Genomic DNA, 16,881 nt, shown 5'->3' on the forward strand with positions numbered 1-16,881 from the left:
CCACGAACCCATGGGCCACACCCTAATATGCGGACGCTAGGCCCGGAGGCGGCCGACCGCCCACCGGGCCGCCTCCAGCACCGCCCCGACCGCGGGCAGGCCCAGGAGGACCGCCGCGAACAACTCGTCCTGGGTCAGGAACCCGATGTCCAGGCGGAACAGGCTGCCCTCCTCGCCCATCCGGAACCCGACGCCGAGGACGACGCAGGCGAGGGCCGCGGTGCCGTAGGCGATGCGCCGGCCCGGCAGCGGCCAGGCGGCCGCCAGGAGCACCGCGGCGCCGGCGAGGTACACGACGGTGAGCGCGATCGGGCCGGGCCCCGCCGGAGGGCTGATCATGTAGTTCAGGGTCGCGATGTACAGCGAGGCGAGCATGGTCGCCAGCGCCCCGGCCTCAGCGAGGTAGGCGTCCAAGCGCGGTCGCGGCATCCGCCACGAGGCCCACAGCAGCCACGGTGCGGGCAGCCCCAGGAGCACGACCGCCACCGCGTCGCCTACCGCGGTCCTGCCGCCGGAGTCCATCGCGTCCGCCGAGACGAACAGCCAGGTGAAGAAGGCGGCGAGCCAGGCGATCGGCGCCAGCCCCCAGAGGATCGCCGACAACGCGGTGACCGGGGACGCGGGAGCGGTGGTGCGTGCTGCATCGTTCATGGGGCCAGTGTTGCCGCGGCCCGCAACCGCCCGGTTCCCCGGTTCGTGCCATCGCTGTGGGGTCTCCACAACACCGTGCGCCCCCGTGTCCGGTTCGGGCCGGTAATCTTCTCGGATTCCTCCAACGGCGCTGGAGCCCTCAGCGCCCCTTCGGCGGGTCGGTGAGGCCGACGGCCGCCTCGGTCTCGGTGATCCCCAGGCGCTCGGCCAGCTCGGCCAGGGTCGCCGGGCGGCCCCGCTCCCGCTCGAACTCGGCCGCCGCCGCGCCCACGACCGTCCGCAATGCCCGGGACCGGTGCGGCGAGCGCCCGGGCCAGGCGGTGTCGCGGCAGTGGCGGCGGACCTCGCCGGTGATCGCGGGGACGGCGAATGCCAGGAAGTCGCCGTCCTCCGCCGGATCGAACCGGTCGATCGCGTGTATGAGCGCCACCGAGGCGGTCTCCAGGAGGGCGTCCGGGTCGGCGCCGAGGCCGGCGAACCGGAGCGCGACGCCCTCGGCGATCGGCAGGTGGCCGACGATGAGGCGCTCGCGGACCTGCGTGCGGGCGGGATCGTCGCCGGCGAGCCGGGCGAGATCGCCGAACAGCGGCAGGAGCAGGTCGTACGCATCCGGTGGGCGGTCGGAGCGGTCGTGCATCGATGGTCCTCGTCCGCGTCACCAGTGGTACCGCGTCCGTCCCGCGCCGAGCCCGACGGCACCGCCGCGAAGGCGGTGCTGCCGAACGAGAAGGCGGTGCGAGACGGACTGCCGTGACGGTGAGACGGGTCCTGCGGACACGACTCCCTTGCGCCTGGGAATCCCCTAGCGCGCTTCTGTTCATATTGATCTTTGGGTCGGGCTCACGCTACGCGACCCGGATGAGCGGTTCGACCCCAGGTCGGCGTGACGGGACGCGGGGCCGGGGCGGGCCCGCCGGTAGGCTGGGGCGGTCCGTCCCCCGTCACTGGAGCGCACCGTGGGTCAGAAGTCCGTTCCCTTCCACCGCAAGGCGATCCCGGGCCTCCGCGTCCACGCGTCCCTCCCCGGGACCGGCGCCCGGTGACCGGCGGCCTGCTGTGGGGCCTGACGGGCCTGGCGCTGCTCGACTCCGTCAACGCCACCACGATCTGGATCGTCATCGTGATCCTGCTCGGCGCGAAGCGGCCCGCGCCGACCGGCTGGGCGTTCATGCTCGGGGCGGCCGCGTCGTTCCTCGCGATCGCCGCGGCCCTCTACCTCGGGCTGTCGTTCGCCGAGTCCGCGCTCGACGGGTTCGGCCTGTGGGTGCGCCGCCTGCTGTTCGCCGCCCTCGCGGCGGCCCTCGCGGTCATGGGCGTGCGCCGGCTCCGGCCGCGCGAACGCCGGGGCTACACGCTGCCGGCCTGGGTGAACGCCTGGAGCGCGCTGCCGTTCGGCGTCCTCGCCACCCTCGGCGACCTCCCCAACGCGTTCCCGATGGTCCTGGCCGTCGAACGCCTCGCGGACGCCGACGCCGCCGCGCCGGCCGCGCTGGCCGTCCTCGTCGGCTACACCCTCGTGTACGCCCTGCCCTCGGTCCTCATCCTCGCGGCCGGCCTGGCGTTCAACGCGGAGCTGCGCGAGCAGCTCGAGTCGATGCTCAGCGGCCGCACCTCCGGGACGGCCGAGCCCAGTCCGAAGGCCGCCGCGGCCTGCTTCGCGGGGGCGGCCGCGAGTCTCGCCGTCCTCGTCTTCTGGGTCGGCTGACCCGGGCCTGGTGGACTACCGTTCAATGCGGCCCGCGAGAGCGGCCACGGCGACGGGAGGCAACGAATGAGCACCACTGGAGAGCGGCCGGTCGACGCCCTGGAGCGCGAGGCCCTGTGCGACCTGCTGGCCGAGGTCGGACCCGACGTGCCGACCCTGTGCGAGGGCTGGACCGCGCTCGACCTCGCCGCGCACCTCGTGCTGCGCGAGCACTTCTCCCGCTGGGGCGAGCGGCGGATGGCGGGGGAGAAGGCCAAGGGCCTGCCCGCGCTGATCGAGCGCCTGCGCGCCGGGGCCCCGGCCTTGCCGTGGCGCGTCCCGGGGCTCCGCACCCTCTTGAACGGCACCGAGTTCCTGATCCACCACGAGGACGTGCGCCGTGCCAACGGCCTGGCGCCGCGCACCGGACGGCCCGACCTCGACGCGCTCGCGTGGCGGACCGCCCGCCTCACCGGCTGGCAGGCGGCTCGGAAGATCCGCCCCCACGGCCTCGAGCTGCGCGTCCCCGGCGGACCGGCGCGCCGCTTCGGCGCCGGAGGGGCCGTGCTCACCGGGCAGCCGGTCGAACTGCTGCTCTACCTGAGCGGCCGCCGCGGCATCGCCCAGGTCGACCTCGCGGGCGACCCGGGCGCCGTGGCGGCCCTCCGGGACTCCTAGGGGCTGTCCTCCGCGGGCGCCTTGCGGCGGCGCGAGGCGAGGAACAGCACGACGCCGAGGGCCACCGCGCCCGCGGCGGCCGCGACGAACACCACGACCGAGGTCCCGGTGTCCGGCAGCGCCGGCCGGTCGACGGTGAGCTCGGCGGTGTCGTTCGCGGTGTCGGCGTCCAGGTTCACGCCGTCGACGCCGCGGTAGAGCGCGGCGACCTCGACCGCGCCGGACCCGCCGGTCGCGTCGGCGAGGTCGACCGTGAGCGCGACGTCGAACGACTCGGTCGCGTCGAGCCGCCAGAAGTAGCAGACGAAGTCGAACCGGTCGAGCGAGGTGCCGTCGCCGGCGGCCTCGTGGAGCCCGGCGAGCTCGGCTTCATCGGCGCAGCTCCACGGGCCCCCGTCGGGGACGCCGACGGCGACGAGCGCGGCGCCGTCCGGCAGCCGCCCGCGTACCTGGTACGGCGGGTCGATCTCTCCGTTGCCCCGGTTGATCGCGTCGGCTGGCCCGAGGTTCTCGACCGGGACGGTCACCTCGGCCTGGTCGCCGGAGAGCACGGCGCCCTCGATCGCGAGGTCGAACATCCGCGCGGCGGTCTCGATGACGAGGTCGCCCTGCGAGGGGACGTCGTCGGGTTCGGGCGCGTCCTGGTCGGCCGCGGGCACGAGGGACAGCAGGTTCGCCGAGCCGGGGTCCCACCAGGGCTCGCCGAAGTCGCGTTCCATGACCTCTTCGGTCATGCCCCACACGGTGTAGCCGCATCCGCAGACGGCGAGGGGGCCGGGCGCGCCGGCGTCGACCTCGTATCCGACGGGCTCGGAGAACTCGAAGACCGTGCCGGGCAGGTTCTCGAACTCGGTGAAGACGCAGTGGTAGGCGCCGGTGGGGATGGAGAGGTCCGGGCCGCAGTTGTCCCAGGGGGCGAGGACGGTCGCGCCGTCGATGCCGGCGCCGACCCCGGCCGGGGCCGCGAACGTGACGGCGAGGGCGACGATGTCGTCGGGGTAGGCGCTGTTCTGGAGTGTGCGCGGCGCGAACTCGACGACCGCGCCGGGCTCCACATCGGAGAACGACAGGTTCTCGGTGGTGAAGTCGGCGAACGCGTCCTGGGCGGCGGCGGGCGGTGCGAACGCGCCGACGCCCGCGGCGGCGGCCGCGATGACCGCGGCCAGGGCCGCGGAGGCGCGTCGGATCCGGTGGAAGGGTGTGCGCAATGGACTCTCCCGGTGCGGTCGCCGGGGCGCGGGGCGCCCGGCGGCGAGGCGGCTGATGCATGCACAACGCACCGGAGGGCCCGGAGGTTGCGGCCCGGCGGGCGCACCGCGCTCCCTCGAGGGGTGCGCCCGGCGGCGCGTCCGGACGCCTCCCGGATCAGATCCGGGTCGGCGTCGGACGGGTCGCGGTGACCGGCAGCTCCCCGCGGAGCATTCGGCCGCCGTCGTTCGTCAGGCGCAGGTAGTAGTCGGAGGAGCAGGCGACGCCGTCCTCGTCGAGCGCGCGGATGCCCGACCCGGCCGGGACGTGCGCGGCCGACTCGGCGGTCTTGGCGATCTGGTTGCCCTCGTTGTACTCGTCGAACATCGAGATGTAGGTGCTGGACACCCCCGCGCGGGCGTGGTTGTAGAACTGGCGCCACATGAAGTCGCCGTGGGCGCGCTGCCCCTCCTGGAGGTCGCCGGGCAGCGTGCACGGCTGGTAGTCGATGCCCAGGCGGGTGCACTCGGCGAGGTCGGGGACGGTCGCCCGGGCGTAGAAGTCGTCGGCCCCGGCCGCGGTGCCGATGCGCCCGACCAGCCAGGGCGAGAGCATGTGGAACGACCGGTACACGTTCGCGAAGCCCGGCCGCGAGTCGCCCGTCTCGGTGCGCCACCAGGTGGGCACGCCGCCCATGACGTAGCAGCCGCGGTTCTTGAACCAGTCGACGACCTCCTGGCACTCCTGCGGGCTGAACGGCCGCTGCGGGTCGTTGAAGCCGAAGCCCCAGATGCCCACCACCGGCTTCCCGTTCTGGCGCGCGTAGGCGGAGGACGCGGTGTGGGCGGACATCTTCTCGGCCCAGTCCTGCGTGATCTGGGTGCGCATCTGGAGCCAGTCGCTCACGTCGTACATGATGTAGAACTTGCGGCCGGCCGCCTCGGCGGCGGCGCGCACATGGCCCGTGACCGCGTCCCGCGTCGGGCCCTCCGCGCCGAACGGGTTGAACCGCTGGAGCGCCGCGGTGTGGATGCCGTGCTGCTGCATCCATCTCATGTGGACGTCCACGGTCTGCCGGTCGTGGGAGGAGAACAGGTGCGCCAGGCGCCCGTCGCCCAGCGGCGGGAAGTCGGTGCCGTAGGTCCTCGCGTACTCGCGGTGGTCCGGCCACGACTTGATCGCCGAGTTGTCGATCGAGGGCGCCCGGTCCGCCTGGCGGGCCCAGTGCCACCACAGGTCGATCGGCGCGCCGTCGCCGCGGCACGCGAACCAGCCCTGGTAGCCGGTGGTGACCTTGCCGACGACGTCGCCGGGCGGGCTCGCCGCTCCCGCGGTGCCGGCCGGGAGCGCGGCGGTCGCGGCGGCCGCCGCGGTGAGAAGGAAGGAACGTCGGGAAATGCTCATCATCGAGATCCTCTCGTCGTTGTTCGGGACCGATCCGGCCGTCGTGCGGCGGATCGGGTGCTGGGGTGCGGCCGGGCCCCGCGGGCCCGGCCGCGCGCTCGGTCAGCGGCAGTCGGCCGCCTCGTAGCGCAGGACGGCGGTTCCGGTCGTGCCGTCGGCGGCCGTCACCGTCATCGCGACCTCGCCGGCCCGGATCGACCGGGAGCGCGTCGGGATCTGCCGGGTCGCGTCCTCCCCGCCGTCGAGCCCGTCGACCCGGCGGTCCCCGTACGGGGACGACAGCGCGACGGCGAGCGGCCCGCCTCCGGTGCTGGACAGGTGGATCACGAGGTGGGCCTTGCGGCCCCGGCACTCGCTCACCGCCACCGCCTCGACCCACGTCTCGGGGGCGGGCGCGAACACCGCGACGAGCGCCGTGTCCCCCTGCAGTGCGAACGCGTACCGCGCCTCGGTCGAGACGGTCGCGCCGGAGCCGTCGCGCCACTCGGCGAACCGGGACCCCGGCGCCGCCTCGGCGGCCGCGGTGACCGCGCCGCCGGTCTCGTACCGGCCCGGCGCGGCCTCGTTCCCCTCGATCCAGGCGGTCCCGTCGCCCTCGACCGCCGCCGTCAGCGACGCCGTCGCCATGTTGATCGCCATCGGGTTGACGATGAGGACCGGGCCGCGGCTGGTCGTCCCGTTGTAGCGCATGAGGTTCACGACGACGACCGCGCTGGACGCATCGGCGTCCACCGTGTACCCGCCCGGCCCGAGGTTGTCGGTGCCGAGGTTGAACGCCGTCACCGTGGCGCCGTCGCTCGCCACGATGCCGTCGTGCGACCCGTACGCGAACGTGTTGCGCACCTCCAGGTCCTGCGACCCGACCGCCCGCACGAGCACCTCGCGCTGTCGGCTGATCCCGTCGATGACGTGCGCGAAGAGGTTCGCCTCCTCGACCCATCCGGGCAGGCCGTACGCGTTGCGGGTCATGACGTTGCCGTTGGACAGCACGCCGTCCACGAGGCCGCCGGACGCCGCGCCGACGCGCACGCCCTCGGAGAGGAAGATCCCGAGCACGCGCCGCACCAGGAACCCGTCCGCCTCGGCGGTGAGGTCGACCGCGTTCCACGCGTTGTCGAGGCCCACGTTCACGACGTACACGCCCGGCGCGTCGCCGCGCACGGCGAACGGGTACGGCACGGCGCCTTCGGCGGGGTTGTTGTCCGGGAACAGGACCCGCAGCCCGCGCACGCCCGCGTCCTCGCCCGCGAGGGTCACGACGGCCGGCGCGTCGAGCGCGGCCGCGATCGACGCCTCGCCGGTGTCGTCCTGCCGGCCCTCGTAGGCCATGAGCACGGTGCCGGAGGACTCCACCAGCGACGTGCGGTTCGGCACCGCCGAGGCGCCGCGCAGCTCGACGCCGGCGGGCACGGTGAGGTGCCCGCGCACGGTGTACCAGCCCGCAGGCAGGTACACGACGCCGCCGCCGGCCTCGCCCGCGTCGTCGAGCGCCGCCTGGATGCCGGCGGTCGCGTCGACGTCGGAGAACGCCTTCGGCGTGCGCGGCACGTCGTAGGGCGCGGCCGTCACGTCGAAGAGGCGCTCCTCGGGCCGCGGCGCGGTGCGCGTGCCGGTCAGCGCGGGGACCTCGTCCGGGCCGTCGAGGACGCGCACGTCGCCCTCGACCGCGCCGTCCACTTCGGTGTCGGTGAGGTTGACGTAGCCGCCGGACTCGTTGCGCACCGCGGCCTCCGAGCCTTCGAGGACGCTCGACGCGAACGAGGTGCCCCACCGCTCGTCGGAGTCCTCCACGAGGACCGCGACGCCGGTGTCGACGATCTCGGCGTCCACGAAGACGCCGGTGAACGACGCCCGCGGGCCCGCGACCGCCTTGATGCCCACCGCGTAGTCGGCGGCGTGGAGGCCCGTGAACTGGTCCCATTCGAGGTCGGCGAGCACGAAGCCGGTGCCGTGCGCCCGGGTCCACGCGTCCAGGACCTCGCGGTCGGGCGCGCCGTACGCGGCGCCCGCCCCGGCCCAGTAGCCGTTGTCGAAGCGCACGTCCTCCCACACGCCCACGTCGGCGCCGTTGAACCCGGCCGCCCCCTCGAACAGGACGGTGCCGGACACGTTGCGCACGTTCGCGAGCTCGTGGCCCTGCGCCCCGGGGCCCTCGCCGCGGTCGTTGCGGGTGGTCGAGATGCCGATGCCCCGGTAGGAGTTGAGGAACGTGACGTCCTCGACCGTGCCGAGCATGTAGTTCTCGTTGCCGATCCACGCGAGCCCGGGGATCTCGACGGTCCACCCGAACGGCACCGGGTCGGCGGCGTCCTGCTCCGGGTAGTAGGTGGTCAGGCCGACGACGCCGGCCGACCCGCCGACGCGCAGCAGCGCCGGCCCGTCGTCGCCCGAGGGCAGGTGCGCCTCGAGCACGGTCCCCAGCCCGTCGGGGGCGCCGGGGTCGCCGAGCGGCTGCTCGTCGAGGTCGCGGTGGTCGCCGCGCAGCGTGCAGTACGCGAACACCTCGAGGGTGTCGCTCACTCGGTAGGTCCCGGCGGGCGCCCAGACGGTGCCGCCGCCCGCGTCGCGGCAGGTGGCGAGCGCCTCCTGGATCGCGGCGGTGGAGTCCTCGGCGCCGGTGGGGTCGGCGCCGAAGTCGGTGACGTCGAGGTCGGCCACGACCACGTCGTCGCTCGCGAACACCGTCGACACGAGGCGCGGCTCCAGGTCCACAAGGGCCACGTCGCGGACCTCGAACGCCCTGAGCCCGTAAGCGCCTCGCTGCGAGGCGCGCTCGTCCATCGCGAGGCGCACGTAGCGGGCCTCCGTCTCCTCGAACCGGGTGCGGATCGGCCCGCCGCCGAGCGCGCCCGCGGTCGCGACGGTGCTGAACTCCTCGCCGTCGCCGGAGACCTGGACGCGGTAGACGTGCGCGTAGTCGCCGCTCCAGTCCGCCACGACCTCGTCGACCGCCGTCGCCTCGCCCAGGTCCACCTGGATCCAGGCGGTCGCCTCGTCGCGCCCGGACACCCAGGCCGATCCGGTGCCGTCGGTGACGGCGCTGGGCTCGCCCGCGCTGGTGGAACTCGCGGTGGCCGCCGCGCCGCGCGCGAGGTCGGTCGTGACCTCGGCGGCGAGGAACGACTCCAGCGCGTCCTGGAGCGCGTCGATCGCGGCGTCGATCTCGGCCTCGGTCGCCCCGGCGTCGTCGAGCACGGCCTGCGCCGCCCCGATCGCCTCGCCGAGCACGGCCTTCGAGCCCGCCGGGTACTGCCCGTCGCGGCCGCCCTCGCGGGCGGCGTAGTGCGCGATGTCGGCCTGCTCGACCAGCTCGCGCAGCCCGACCGCCGGGTCGATCTCGCGGGGCACCACGGTCACGGCGAGGGCGTCGATCCGCACGTCCGCCGCGGAGCCCTCGACCGAGACGCGGAAGTCGGACCCGTTGGAGCGGTTGGTGAGGATCGCGTCCTCCAGCAGCCACGAGGCGGAGCCCCACGACCCGTCGTCGCCGAGCTCGTGCCTGGTCGACGGCTTGAACATGTCGGGGATGGTCTCGCCCGGCGAGTCGTACTGGAGGAACATCGAGCCGCCGCCCGCCTGGACGGCGGCGTCGACGATCACGCGGTCGTCGGTGTCGCGGGCGTAGGCGTCCGAGACGTTCGCGTAGACGAAGTTCGTGCCCAGGCCCTGGCCTGTCTGCCAGTAGCCGCGCTCGCCGTCGGTCCCGGTGACGAGCCCGGCGGTGTCGTCGCCCGCGCGGACGGCGATCCCGTGCTCGGCGACCGTCGGGCCGAGGTCCACACTGGACCCCTGTACGACGACGCGGACCGACGCGACGGTCAGCTCGCCCTCGGCGGCCGCGATTCCGAGCTCGGGGTCCGCCGCGTCGAGCGTCCCGGCGGGCAGCGGCACCACGGTGGTGGTCCAGCCGTCGCCGTCCCCGTCCTGCTCTGCCGCACCGGCGTCGAGCGTCTCGGTCCCGCTGGACGCGACCACGGCCGTCCCGGCCAGGTGGTCCACGACCAGGTACCCCGGGGCCCCGGCGAGCCGGCCCGTGTACTCGTCGGCGAGGTCCAGCGCGATGCGCTCCGCCCCCGCCGCCGCATCGGTGCGCCAGTACTCGCGCCCCGCCTCTTCGCCGGTCGCCTGCGCGCCTGCCGCGGGCGCCGTGGCGACGGCGATCCCGTGCTTCCGCGGCGTCTCCGACAGGTCCGCGCCGACACCGGTCGGGTACCGGTCGACGCTCACCACCGGCGCCGCCGCGGCCGGAAGCACCAGCCCCGTCACCGCCATTCCAAGGGCCGCAACGGCGACGACCGCCCGACCCGCTATCGCTCGCATGGACGCGCGGGCACGCCGCGCTACCGGTCTCATCATTGAAACTCCTGTGGGGTGGGTGCCCAGACCCGCTGGGGGACGGTCAAGGCGTGACAAACAAACTAACTCCATAAGAGTTAGTAAGTCAACCCGTGCGCCGCCCCGACTCGATCGCCAAGCGACCCAGAGGTTCCGGCTAGCGCTTGCCGAGTCGTCGCGGCCGTCTGCGCGCGCCGACGCCACGACGAAGCCGGCCCCGGCGACTCGCGTCGCGGGACCGGCGGCGGTGCCCGTCAGGCGGTGCCGGAGATGTAGCCCTCGAGTTGGCGCTTCTCGAACTCGAGCTGGCCGATGCGGTTCTTGACGACGTCGCCGATGCTGACGATGCCGGCCAGCGCGCCGTGGTCGGAGACCACGGGGACGTGGCGGATGCGCCGCTCGGTCATGAGGACCATGAGGTCCTCGATGGAGTCGTGGAGGACGCGGGTGTGGACGTCGGCGGTCATGATCCGCTCGACGGGCGCGTCGAGGAGGTGCGGGTCGGCGTGCAGGCCGCGGGCGACGTCGCGTTCGGAGACGATGCCGGCGACCGTGCGGCCGTCGGCGCTCACCACCAGCGCGCCCACGTTGTGCTCGGCCAGGGCCGCCACCAGTTCGCGGACCGTGTCGTCGGGCCGGATGGTCACCACGGCCGATCCCTTGGTGCTCAGAATGTCGCTGATCCTCATCGGAGGCCTCCCGAACGCGCGATGGGTAGCTGTCCAGAGTAGCCCAAACCCCCTCGGAAGTACACCGCCGAACGCGAGCGGTTCCCGGCCCTCCGGGGCGGACGAGCAGGCATGATCCACGTCGCCGAGGCACAATGGATCATGCGGTACACCCCACTCGGCTCCACCGGCACGAAGGTCTCCCGGATCGGCCTGGGCTGCATGAGCTTCGGCGAACCCGGCCGCGGCCCGCACCCGTGGACGCTCGGCGAGGACGCGAGCCGCGGCGTCATCCGCGCCGCCCTCGACGCCGGCGTCAACTTCTTCGACACCGCGAACGTCTACTCCGCCGGGTCCAGCGAGGAGATCGTCGGCCGCGCGCTGGCCGACCTCGCCGCGCGGGACCGGGTGGTGCTGGCGACCAAGGTCTTCCACGCGACGGGGCCCGGCCCCAACGACGCCGGTCTGTCGCGCAGGGCGGTCATGGCGGCGATCGACCGGAGCCTGCGGCGTCTGCGCACCGACCACGTCGACCTCTACCAGATCCACCGCTGGGACCCGGAGACGCCGATCGAGGAGACCATGGAGGCCCTGCACGACGTGGTCAAGGCCGGGAAGGCCCGGTACCTTGGGGCCTCCTCGATGTTCGCGTGGCAGTTCGCGAAGGCCCAGCACACGGCCGACCTCCACGGCTGGACCCGCTTCGTGACCATGCAGGGCCACTACAACCTCCTCTACCGGGAGGAGGAGCGCGAGATGCTGCCGCTCTGCCGCGACCAGGGCGTCGGCTGCCTGCCGTGGAGCCCGCTGGCGCGCGGGCGCCTCGCGAGCCCGCCGGGCGTCCGCCCCGCGCGCGCCGACGGCGACCCGCTCTTCGACCGCCTCTACGCCGGTTCCGAGGACGCCGACCGGGCGATCGTCGAGCGCGTCGGCCGGATCGCCGCCGACCGGTCCGCGACGCGCGCGCAGGTCGCCCTCGCCTGGCTCTGGCGCGAGCCGGCGGTCGCCGCGCCCGTCGTCGGCGTGGACTCGGTCGAGCAGCTGGCCGAGGCCGTCGCCGCCGTCGGCCTCGAACTCGACGACGAGGAGGCGGCGTTCCTGGAGGCCCCGTACGCGCCGAGGCCGGTCGCCGGATTCGAGGACGGCCGCACGCGGCCCGCCATGGCCTCCGCGCCACCGAAGCCCTTGGGCCGCTAGGGACGCCGACCGCCGCTGCGCACCTGCTCGGCCGCGACGGCGGTCGCGGACGCGAACGTGGCCGCCGCGAGCCCGCCCCAGAGCGCGAGCGGGCCGTGCGCGGCGAGCGCGGTGACGACCGCCGGGGAGATCGCGAGGCCGAACCCGGTCGACAGCTGGAACCGGGCGAGCGCCCGGCCCATCGCGCGCGCCGGGGCCAGCGCGGTGACGAGCGCGGTGGCGCTGCCCGCGTAGAGGATCTCGCCGATCGTGCAGACCACCGACACCGCGGCGACGGCCGGGGCCGCCCAGCCGTGCTCCAGCGACGAGGCCGCCAGGAACCCGAGGTAGGACGCGCCGATGACCGCGCCGCTCCACGCCAGCACGATGGTCCGCGAGTAGCGGCTCGTCAGGACCGTGAGGGGCACCTGCAGCGTCACCACCAGGACCGTGTTCGCCACGAACACGACCGCCGCCCACGCGGGGGAGGCGTCGAGGTGGGTCACCAGGATCAGCGGCAGCGCGATCTCGGGCACGTTGAGGCAGAACGTGTAGACGACGTTCGCGGCGAGCAGCGTGCGCATCCGCGGTGCGGGCCCCGCGGGCCCTTCCCCGGCGTCGCCGCCGGCCGGATCGGCTCGCAGGCGGACGGACCAGGTCAGCGCCGCCGCGACGAGGTAGGCGAGCCCGGTGACGGCGGCCAAGCCCTGCAGGGCGGTCGCGCCGCCGGTCAGGAACGCGATCGCGAGCAGTGCGCCGGCGCCCATGCCCGCGTTGCGCAGGGCGCGGCCCGCCGCGAGGGCGGCGTCGCGTTCGCGGCCCCGGGCGATCGTGGCGACGACGGCCGAGTGGGCGACCGGCCAGGCTTGGTTGCCGGTGCCCAGGAGCAGCGCGGCGGCCGCGAACATCTCGACGTTCCCCGCCGGGGCGGCGAGCAGCAGCGCCACGCCCAGCACCCGCACCGCCATCGACGCCGCCACGACCGCGCTGCGCGCGCCCCGGTCCAGCCAGCGGCCCACCAGGGGCGTGCACGCCAGGGCGACGACGATCCCGGCGGTCATGGCGATCCCGGTGGCCGGCGCGGACAGGCCCAGCACCGTCATGCCGTAGAGCAGCAGGAAAGGTCGCAGGAGGCCGGTGCCGAGCGCGTCCACGGCCAGGGCGGCGGCGTAGCGGGGGCCGCCGGAGGCGCGGACGAGATCGCGGGGTCGGGTCTGCAGGGTGGTCGGCATGGCGTCAACGGTGCGTCCGCCGCCCGGGCCGGGCGCGCCGATTGACGGTGTTCGTCAACCGGCGAGGAGGCCGGACCGGCGGCGGACGAGAATGGGGCCATGGCGTTGAGGATCGACATCGGGGGGCTGCCGCCCGAGCGGCTGCGGTTCGCCGTCTCGCCGCTGGGCGAGCTGACCGCGATGCTGCACGTGCTGGCCGAGCCCGCGCACCACCCGCAGCTCGCCGGGTGGGCCTCCGGCGTCTGGTCCCGGCTGCGCCCGGAACTGGCCGACCGGCTCAAGGAGGCCGAGTTCCTCTGGCGCTCTTCGCGAGCGGACTTCCTCGTCCCCGCGAGCCCCCGGCCGACGCTTGCCGAGGAGCTCGACGACGTCGACGCGATCGGCGACGAGGCCTACGCGACCGCCGCGCTCGTCACCACCTGCGGCAGCAACCGGGTCCACTTCGCCGGTCCGTCGCCGCTCGCCGACGCGGGCGCCCGCGACCGGGCCCTGGGGCTCGCCCAGGCTCGGGGCGCGGTCCAGGAGGCCTTCGCCGAGCGGCTGCTCGCGGACCCCGCCGTCGTGCGGGCGCGCGTGCGCGACACCCTCGAGCAGTGCGCCGAGGCGTTCTTCGACGACGCCTGGCGCGGCGTCGCGGTGCGGCTCGCCGAGGACCGGCGGCTCAAGCACGACCTGCTGCAGCGCCGGGGCGTCGAGGCGGCGCTCGCGTCGGTCTCCGGCGCGGTCGCGCTCGCGCCCGGCGGCGGCGCGATCGTCGTGGACAAGCTCCAGGACACCGCGACCGCAGCCGACGGCGCCGGCGTCACGTTCCTGCCCAGCGTCTTCGGCCGCCCGCACCTGGTGGCGGTGTACGCGCCGGGGTGGCGGCCGGTGGTCCAGTACCCCGTGGCCGAGCCGGACTCGCCGGAGCCGGTGTCCCTGGAGACGGTCTCGCGCCGGCTGGAGGCGCTCGCCCATCCGGTGCGGCTGCGCCTGCTGCGCACGCTGGCCCGGGGCCCGCACACCACCGGCGAACTCGCCCACGCCTGGGAGCTGACGCCGCCGGAGGTCTCCCGCCACCTCGCGGTCCTGCGCCGCGCGGGCCTCCTCGCCGCCCGGCGCGACGGCCGCTACGTCAGGTACACGCTCAACACGGCCGACCTGGCGGGGCTGGGGCCCGACCTGCTGGCGGCCGTGCTGCGCTGACCGGCCGCTACCGCCCGCCGAGGAGGCGGAGCGACTCGGCCTCGCCGGCGCGGTGCCCGGTCGCCCGGTGGAGCTCCAGCGCCTCCCGGGCCCGGTCGGCGGCCCGCTCTGGACGCCCGGTCTCCAGGTCGATTCGGGCGAGCACGTTGAGCGCGCGGCCCTCCAGGAACCGGTAGTCGCCCTCGCGCGCCGTCCGCAGCGCCTCCGCGGCGGCGACCGCGGCCGCGGCGGCGTCGCCGGTGCGCAGCACCGCACCGGAGCGGTTGACCAGGGCCTCGACCCGGTGGAACACGGTGGCCTCGTGCTCGGTCATGGCGAGGACCCGGTCGTACAGGGCGACGGCCTCGCCGTGGTCCCCGGCCGCGTCGCAGGCGTCCGCCAGGGTGACCAGCGCGGCCGCGCGGACCCGGTGGTCGGTGTCCGAGGTCCGCTCCTCCACCACGTGCGATGCGAGCGCCCGCGCCTCGCCGACCCGGCCCAGGGCCAGGAGGTGCCGGGCCCGCACGCCGTCGAAGTCGCCGGTCCTGCCGATCCGGGCGCCCCGCAGCGCGGCCGCCTCGTCGAGCCGGGCGGCGGCGAGGTCGAGGCGGCCGCTGAAGACCTGGATCTCGGCCAGGTGGATGAGCAGGATGACGCTGATCGGGTCGTTGCCCGTCGCGGTCGTGAGCTTGAGCGCCTGCTCGAGGTAGTCGATGCCCGTGTCGAGATCGCCCATGAGGGAGTGGAAGAGGCCCAGCATGTTCAGGTTGGTGGACTCGGCGCGGCTCTCGCCGATCTCGCGGAACGCGTGCAGCGCCGCGTAGGCGTGCCCGATGCCCTCCCGCATCCGGCCCCGGTGGTAGCAGGCGACCGACAGGTTCCCTTCGGCCGAGGCGGCTCCGGCGGGCCAGTCGGCGCGGCGCGCGGCGTCGGCGGCGTCGCGCAGGCGCTCGATCGCCTCGAAGAGCAGGTTGGAGCGCATCAGCCCGGCGCCGAGCGCGAGCCCCGCCGCGGCGAGGCCGAGCGCGTCGTCCGCGCGCGCCGCCGCGGTGAGGGCGGCCCGGCCCAGCCGCACGCCGTCGGAGCCGAGCATGTTCAGCCAGGCGTATCCGCGCAGGACGTCGGCCAGCAGCCACGCGAACGGGGCCGGTCCGCTCCCGGCCGCGGCGGACTCGGCCGCGGCGATGAGGTTGCCCCACTCCGCCCGCATCCACGCGGCCGCCTCATCCGCCGTCCACTCGGGACGGTCGCCGGGCGGGAGCGGGACGCCGATCATGGCCGGGTACAGGGTCGCGCGGCCCGCGTCGGCGCCGCGGAGGTACCAGTCGAGCAGCCGGTCGAGGGCGGCCCCGCGGTCGGGCTCGGCGTCGAGGAGCTCTTCGGCGTAGAGCCGGATGAGGTCGTGCAGGCGGTGGCGCCCGTGCTCGTCGGACTCCACCAGGTGTCCATCCACAAGGGATCTCAGTGCGCGGGCGGCCGCCGCCGCGGGGCCGCCGTGGAGGCGGGCCGCGGCCTCGGCCGCGAAGTCGGGCCCGGGGTTGAGGGCCAGGAGCCGGAAGAGCCGCGCCGCGTCGGGTTCGAGCGCGCGGTAGGACCAGGAGAAGACCGCCCTGACGTCGAGGGAGTCGTCCTCGACGGCGAGCGTGTCGAGGCGCGAGCGCTCCAGCTCGTCGGCGGCGGCGCTCAGCGGCCGGTCCCGGTGCGCGGCGGCCCGCGCCCCGGCGATCGCGAGGGCCAGCGGCAGACCCGCGCACAGGTCCGCGATCCGCTCCACCGCCTCGGGCTCGGCCGCGACCCTCGCGGCCCCCAGCTGCCGTTCCAGCAGCGACGCCGACTCGGCCCGGTCGAACGCCCCGATCTCGACGACCCGGGCCCCGTGGGAGGCAGCGAGCGCCACGAGGCCGCGCCGGCTGATCACCACCGTGTGGACCTGCGCGGCGTCCGGCAGCAGCGGCCGCACCTGGGCCGCGTCCCGCGCGTTGTCGAGGATCAGCAGGCGGCGCTCGCCCCGCATCACACTGCGGTACATGGCGATCCGCGCGTCCGGGTCGACCGGGACCCGCTCGGGGCCGACCCCCGCCGACAGGAGCAGCTGCCGCACCGCCTCGTCCGGGTCGAGCACCGCGCCGGTCGGGCCGAAGCCGCGCAGGTCCAGGTAGATCCGGCCGCCGGGGAACCGGTCGCCGCTGCCGTGGCCCCAGCGCAGCGCCAGCATCGTCTTGCCCGCGCCGCCGACCCCGGTGAGGACGACCGGCGATCCGGCGTCCGCCGCGGCGTCGAGCGCCGCCAGGGACTCGGCCCTCCCGGTGAACGCGGACGTGCCCGACGGGAGCGTCACCGGCGCCGGGACGCGCGCCGCACCGGGCGGCGCGGCGAGCGCCGCCAGGTCCGCCCCGTCCAGGCCCAGCGCGGCGAGGATCAGGCGGAGGGTCCGCGGCTGCGGCCGCACCCGCCCCGACTCGATGTCCCGGATCGTGCGCGTGCCCACGCCCGCCTTCGCGGCGAGCTCCTCCTGCGTCATCATCGCCCGCTTTCGCAGCGGCCGGAGGTTGACGCGGGCGTCGGTCGGGGGCTCTGACATGCCGCAATGATAGGCCGGTCCGCAAGCGGGCCCGGTCGTGCGCGCAGCCCGGCGCCAGCCGCCGACGCGCTCGCCGACGAACCCGGCGGCGACCGCCGCGGCCAGGTCGGTCGGCGTGGG

Annotated in this window: 12 protein-coding genes; 4 read left to right on the forward strand and 8 right to left on the reverse strand. The window is 75.2% G+C overall.

Going from position 1 to position 16,881, the window contains the following annotated elements:
* Positions 1-36 precede the first annotated feature (36 nt).
* Both ABD419_RS09565 and ABD419_RS09570 read right to left on the reverse strand, forming a co-directional pair.
* The gene (locus ABD419_RS09565; protein ID WP_344485023.1) at positions 37-651 is read right to left on the reverse strand and encodes a hypothetical protein; all 615 of its coding nucleotides are present in this window, start codon (positions 649-651) and stop codon (positions 37-39) included.
* A gap of 139 nt (positions 652-790) precedes the next feature.
* Positions 791-1,288 (reverse strand): sigma factor, encoded by a 498-nt coding sequence (locus tag ABD419_RS09570; RefSeq protein ID WP_344485027.1) that lies wholly within the window; start codon positions 1,286-1,288, stop codon positions 791-793.
* Between the two features lie 402 nt (positions 1,289-1,690).
* Between ABD419_RS09570 and ABD419_RS09575 the strand changes: the two genes are divergently transcribed.
* Together ABD419_RS09575 and ABD419_RS09580 are read left to right on the forward strand one after the other, a co-directional pair.
* Entirely contained in the window at positions 1,691-2,356 is a 666-nt protein-coding gene (locus ABD419_RS09575; protein WP_344485030.1) for a GAP family protein, read from the forward strand.
* Positions 2,357-2,422: 66 nt separating this feature from the next.
* On the forward strand, positions 2,423-3,013 hold the full coding sequence (locus tag ABD419_RS09580) for a maleylpyruvate isomerase family mycothiol-dependent enzyme (RefSeq protein ID WP_344485033.1): 591 nt from the start codon (positions 2,423-2,425) through the stop codon (positions 3,011-3,013).
* Here ABD419_RS09580 and ABD419_RS09585 read toward each other — a convergent pair.
* The 4 genes from ABD419_RS09585 to ABD419_RS09600 form a co-directional block, all read right to left on the reverse strand.
* A complete protein-coding gene (locus ABD419_RS09585) occupies positions 3,010-4,221 on the reverse strand; it encodes an LPXTG cell wall anchor domain-containing protein (RefSeq protein ID WP_344485036.1) in 1,212 nt (403 codons plus the stop codon). The genes ABD419_RS09580 and ABD419_RS09585 overlap by 4 nt on opposite strands.
* Positions 4,222-4,378: 157 nt before the next feature.
* Positions 4,379-5,605 (reverse strand): glycoside hydrolase family 99 protein, encoded by a 1,227-nt coding sequence (locus ABD419_RS09590; RefSeq protein ID WP_344485039.1) that lies wholly within the window; start codon positions 5,603-5,605, stop codon positions 4,379-4,381.
* Between the two features lie 102 nt (positions 5,606-5,707).
* Positions 5,708-9,871: a glycosyl hydrolase family 28-related protein gene (locus ABD419_RS09595; protein ID WP_344485042.1), complete on the reverse strand. Its 4,164-nt coding sequence runs from the start codon at positions 9,869-9,871 to the stop codon at positions 5,708-5,710.
* 323 nt (positions 9,872-10,194) lie between these two features.
* Positions 10,195-10,629, reverse strand: coding sequence for a CBS domain-containing protein (locus ABD419_RS09600; RefSeq protein ID WP_344485045.1), 435 nt, complete (start codon positions 10,627-10,629; stop codon positions 10,195-10,197).
* A gap of 141 nt (positions 10,630-10,770) precedes the next feature.
* On the opposite strand from ABD419_RS09600, the gene ABD419_RS09605 reads away from it, so the two are divergent.
* A complete protein-coding gene (locus tag ABD419_RS09605; RefSeq protein ID WP_344485048.1) occupies positions 10,771-11,805 on the forward strand; it encodes an aldo/keto reductase in 1,035 nt (344 codons plus the stop codon).
* On the opposite strand, the gene ABD419_RS09610 is transcribed toward ABD419_RS09605, so the two are convergent.
* Entirely contained in the window at positions 11,802-13,016 is a 1,215-nt protein-coding gene (locus tag ABD419_RS09610) for an MFS transporter (RefSeq protein WP_344485051.1), read from the reverse strand. The two genes, ABD419_RS09605 and ABD419_RS09610, sit on opposite strands and share 4 nt — an antisense overlap.
* Positions 13,017-13,115: 99 nt before the next feature.
* On the opposite strand from ABD419_RS09610, the gene ABD419_RS09615 reads away from it, so the two are divergent.
* Complete coding sequence (locus ABD419_RS09615; RefSeq protein WP_344485054.1) at positions 13,116-14,201, forward strand: DUF5937 family protein; 1,086 nt, start codon at positions 13,116-13,118, stop codon at positions 14,199-14,201.
* A gap of 7 nt (positions 14,202-14,208) precedes the next feature.
* Here the strand turns inward: ABD419_RS09615 and ABD419_RS09620 are convergent, their stop codons facing one another.
* Complete coding sequence (locus tag ABD419_RS09620) at positions 14,209-16,761, reverse strand: tetratricopeptide repeat protein (RefSeq protein ID WP_344485057.1); 2,553 nt, start codon at positions 16,759-16,761, stop codon at positions 14,209-14,211.
* Between the last annotated feature and the right edge of the window lie 120 nt (positions 16,762-16,881).

It is taken from the genome of Glycomyces endophyticus (assembly GCF_039531525.1).
Lineage (GTDB): Bacteria > Actinomycetota > Actinomycetes > Mycobacteriales > Micromonosporaceae > Glycomyces > Glycomyces endophyticus.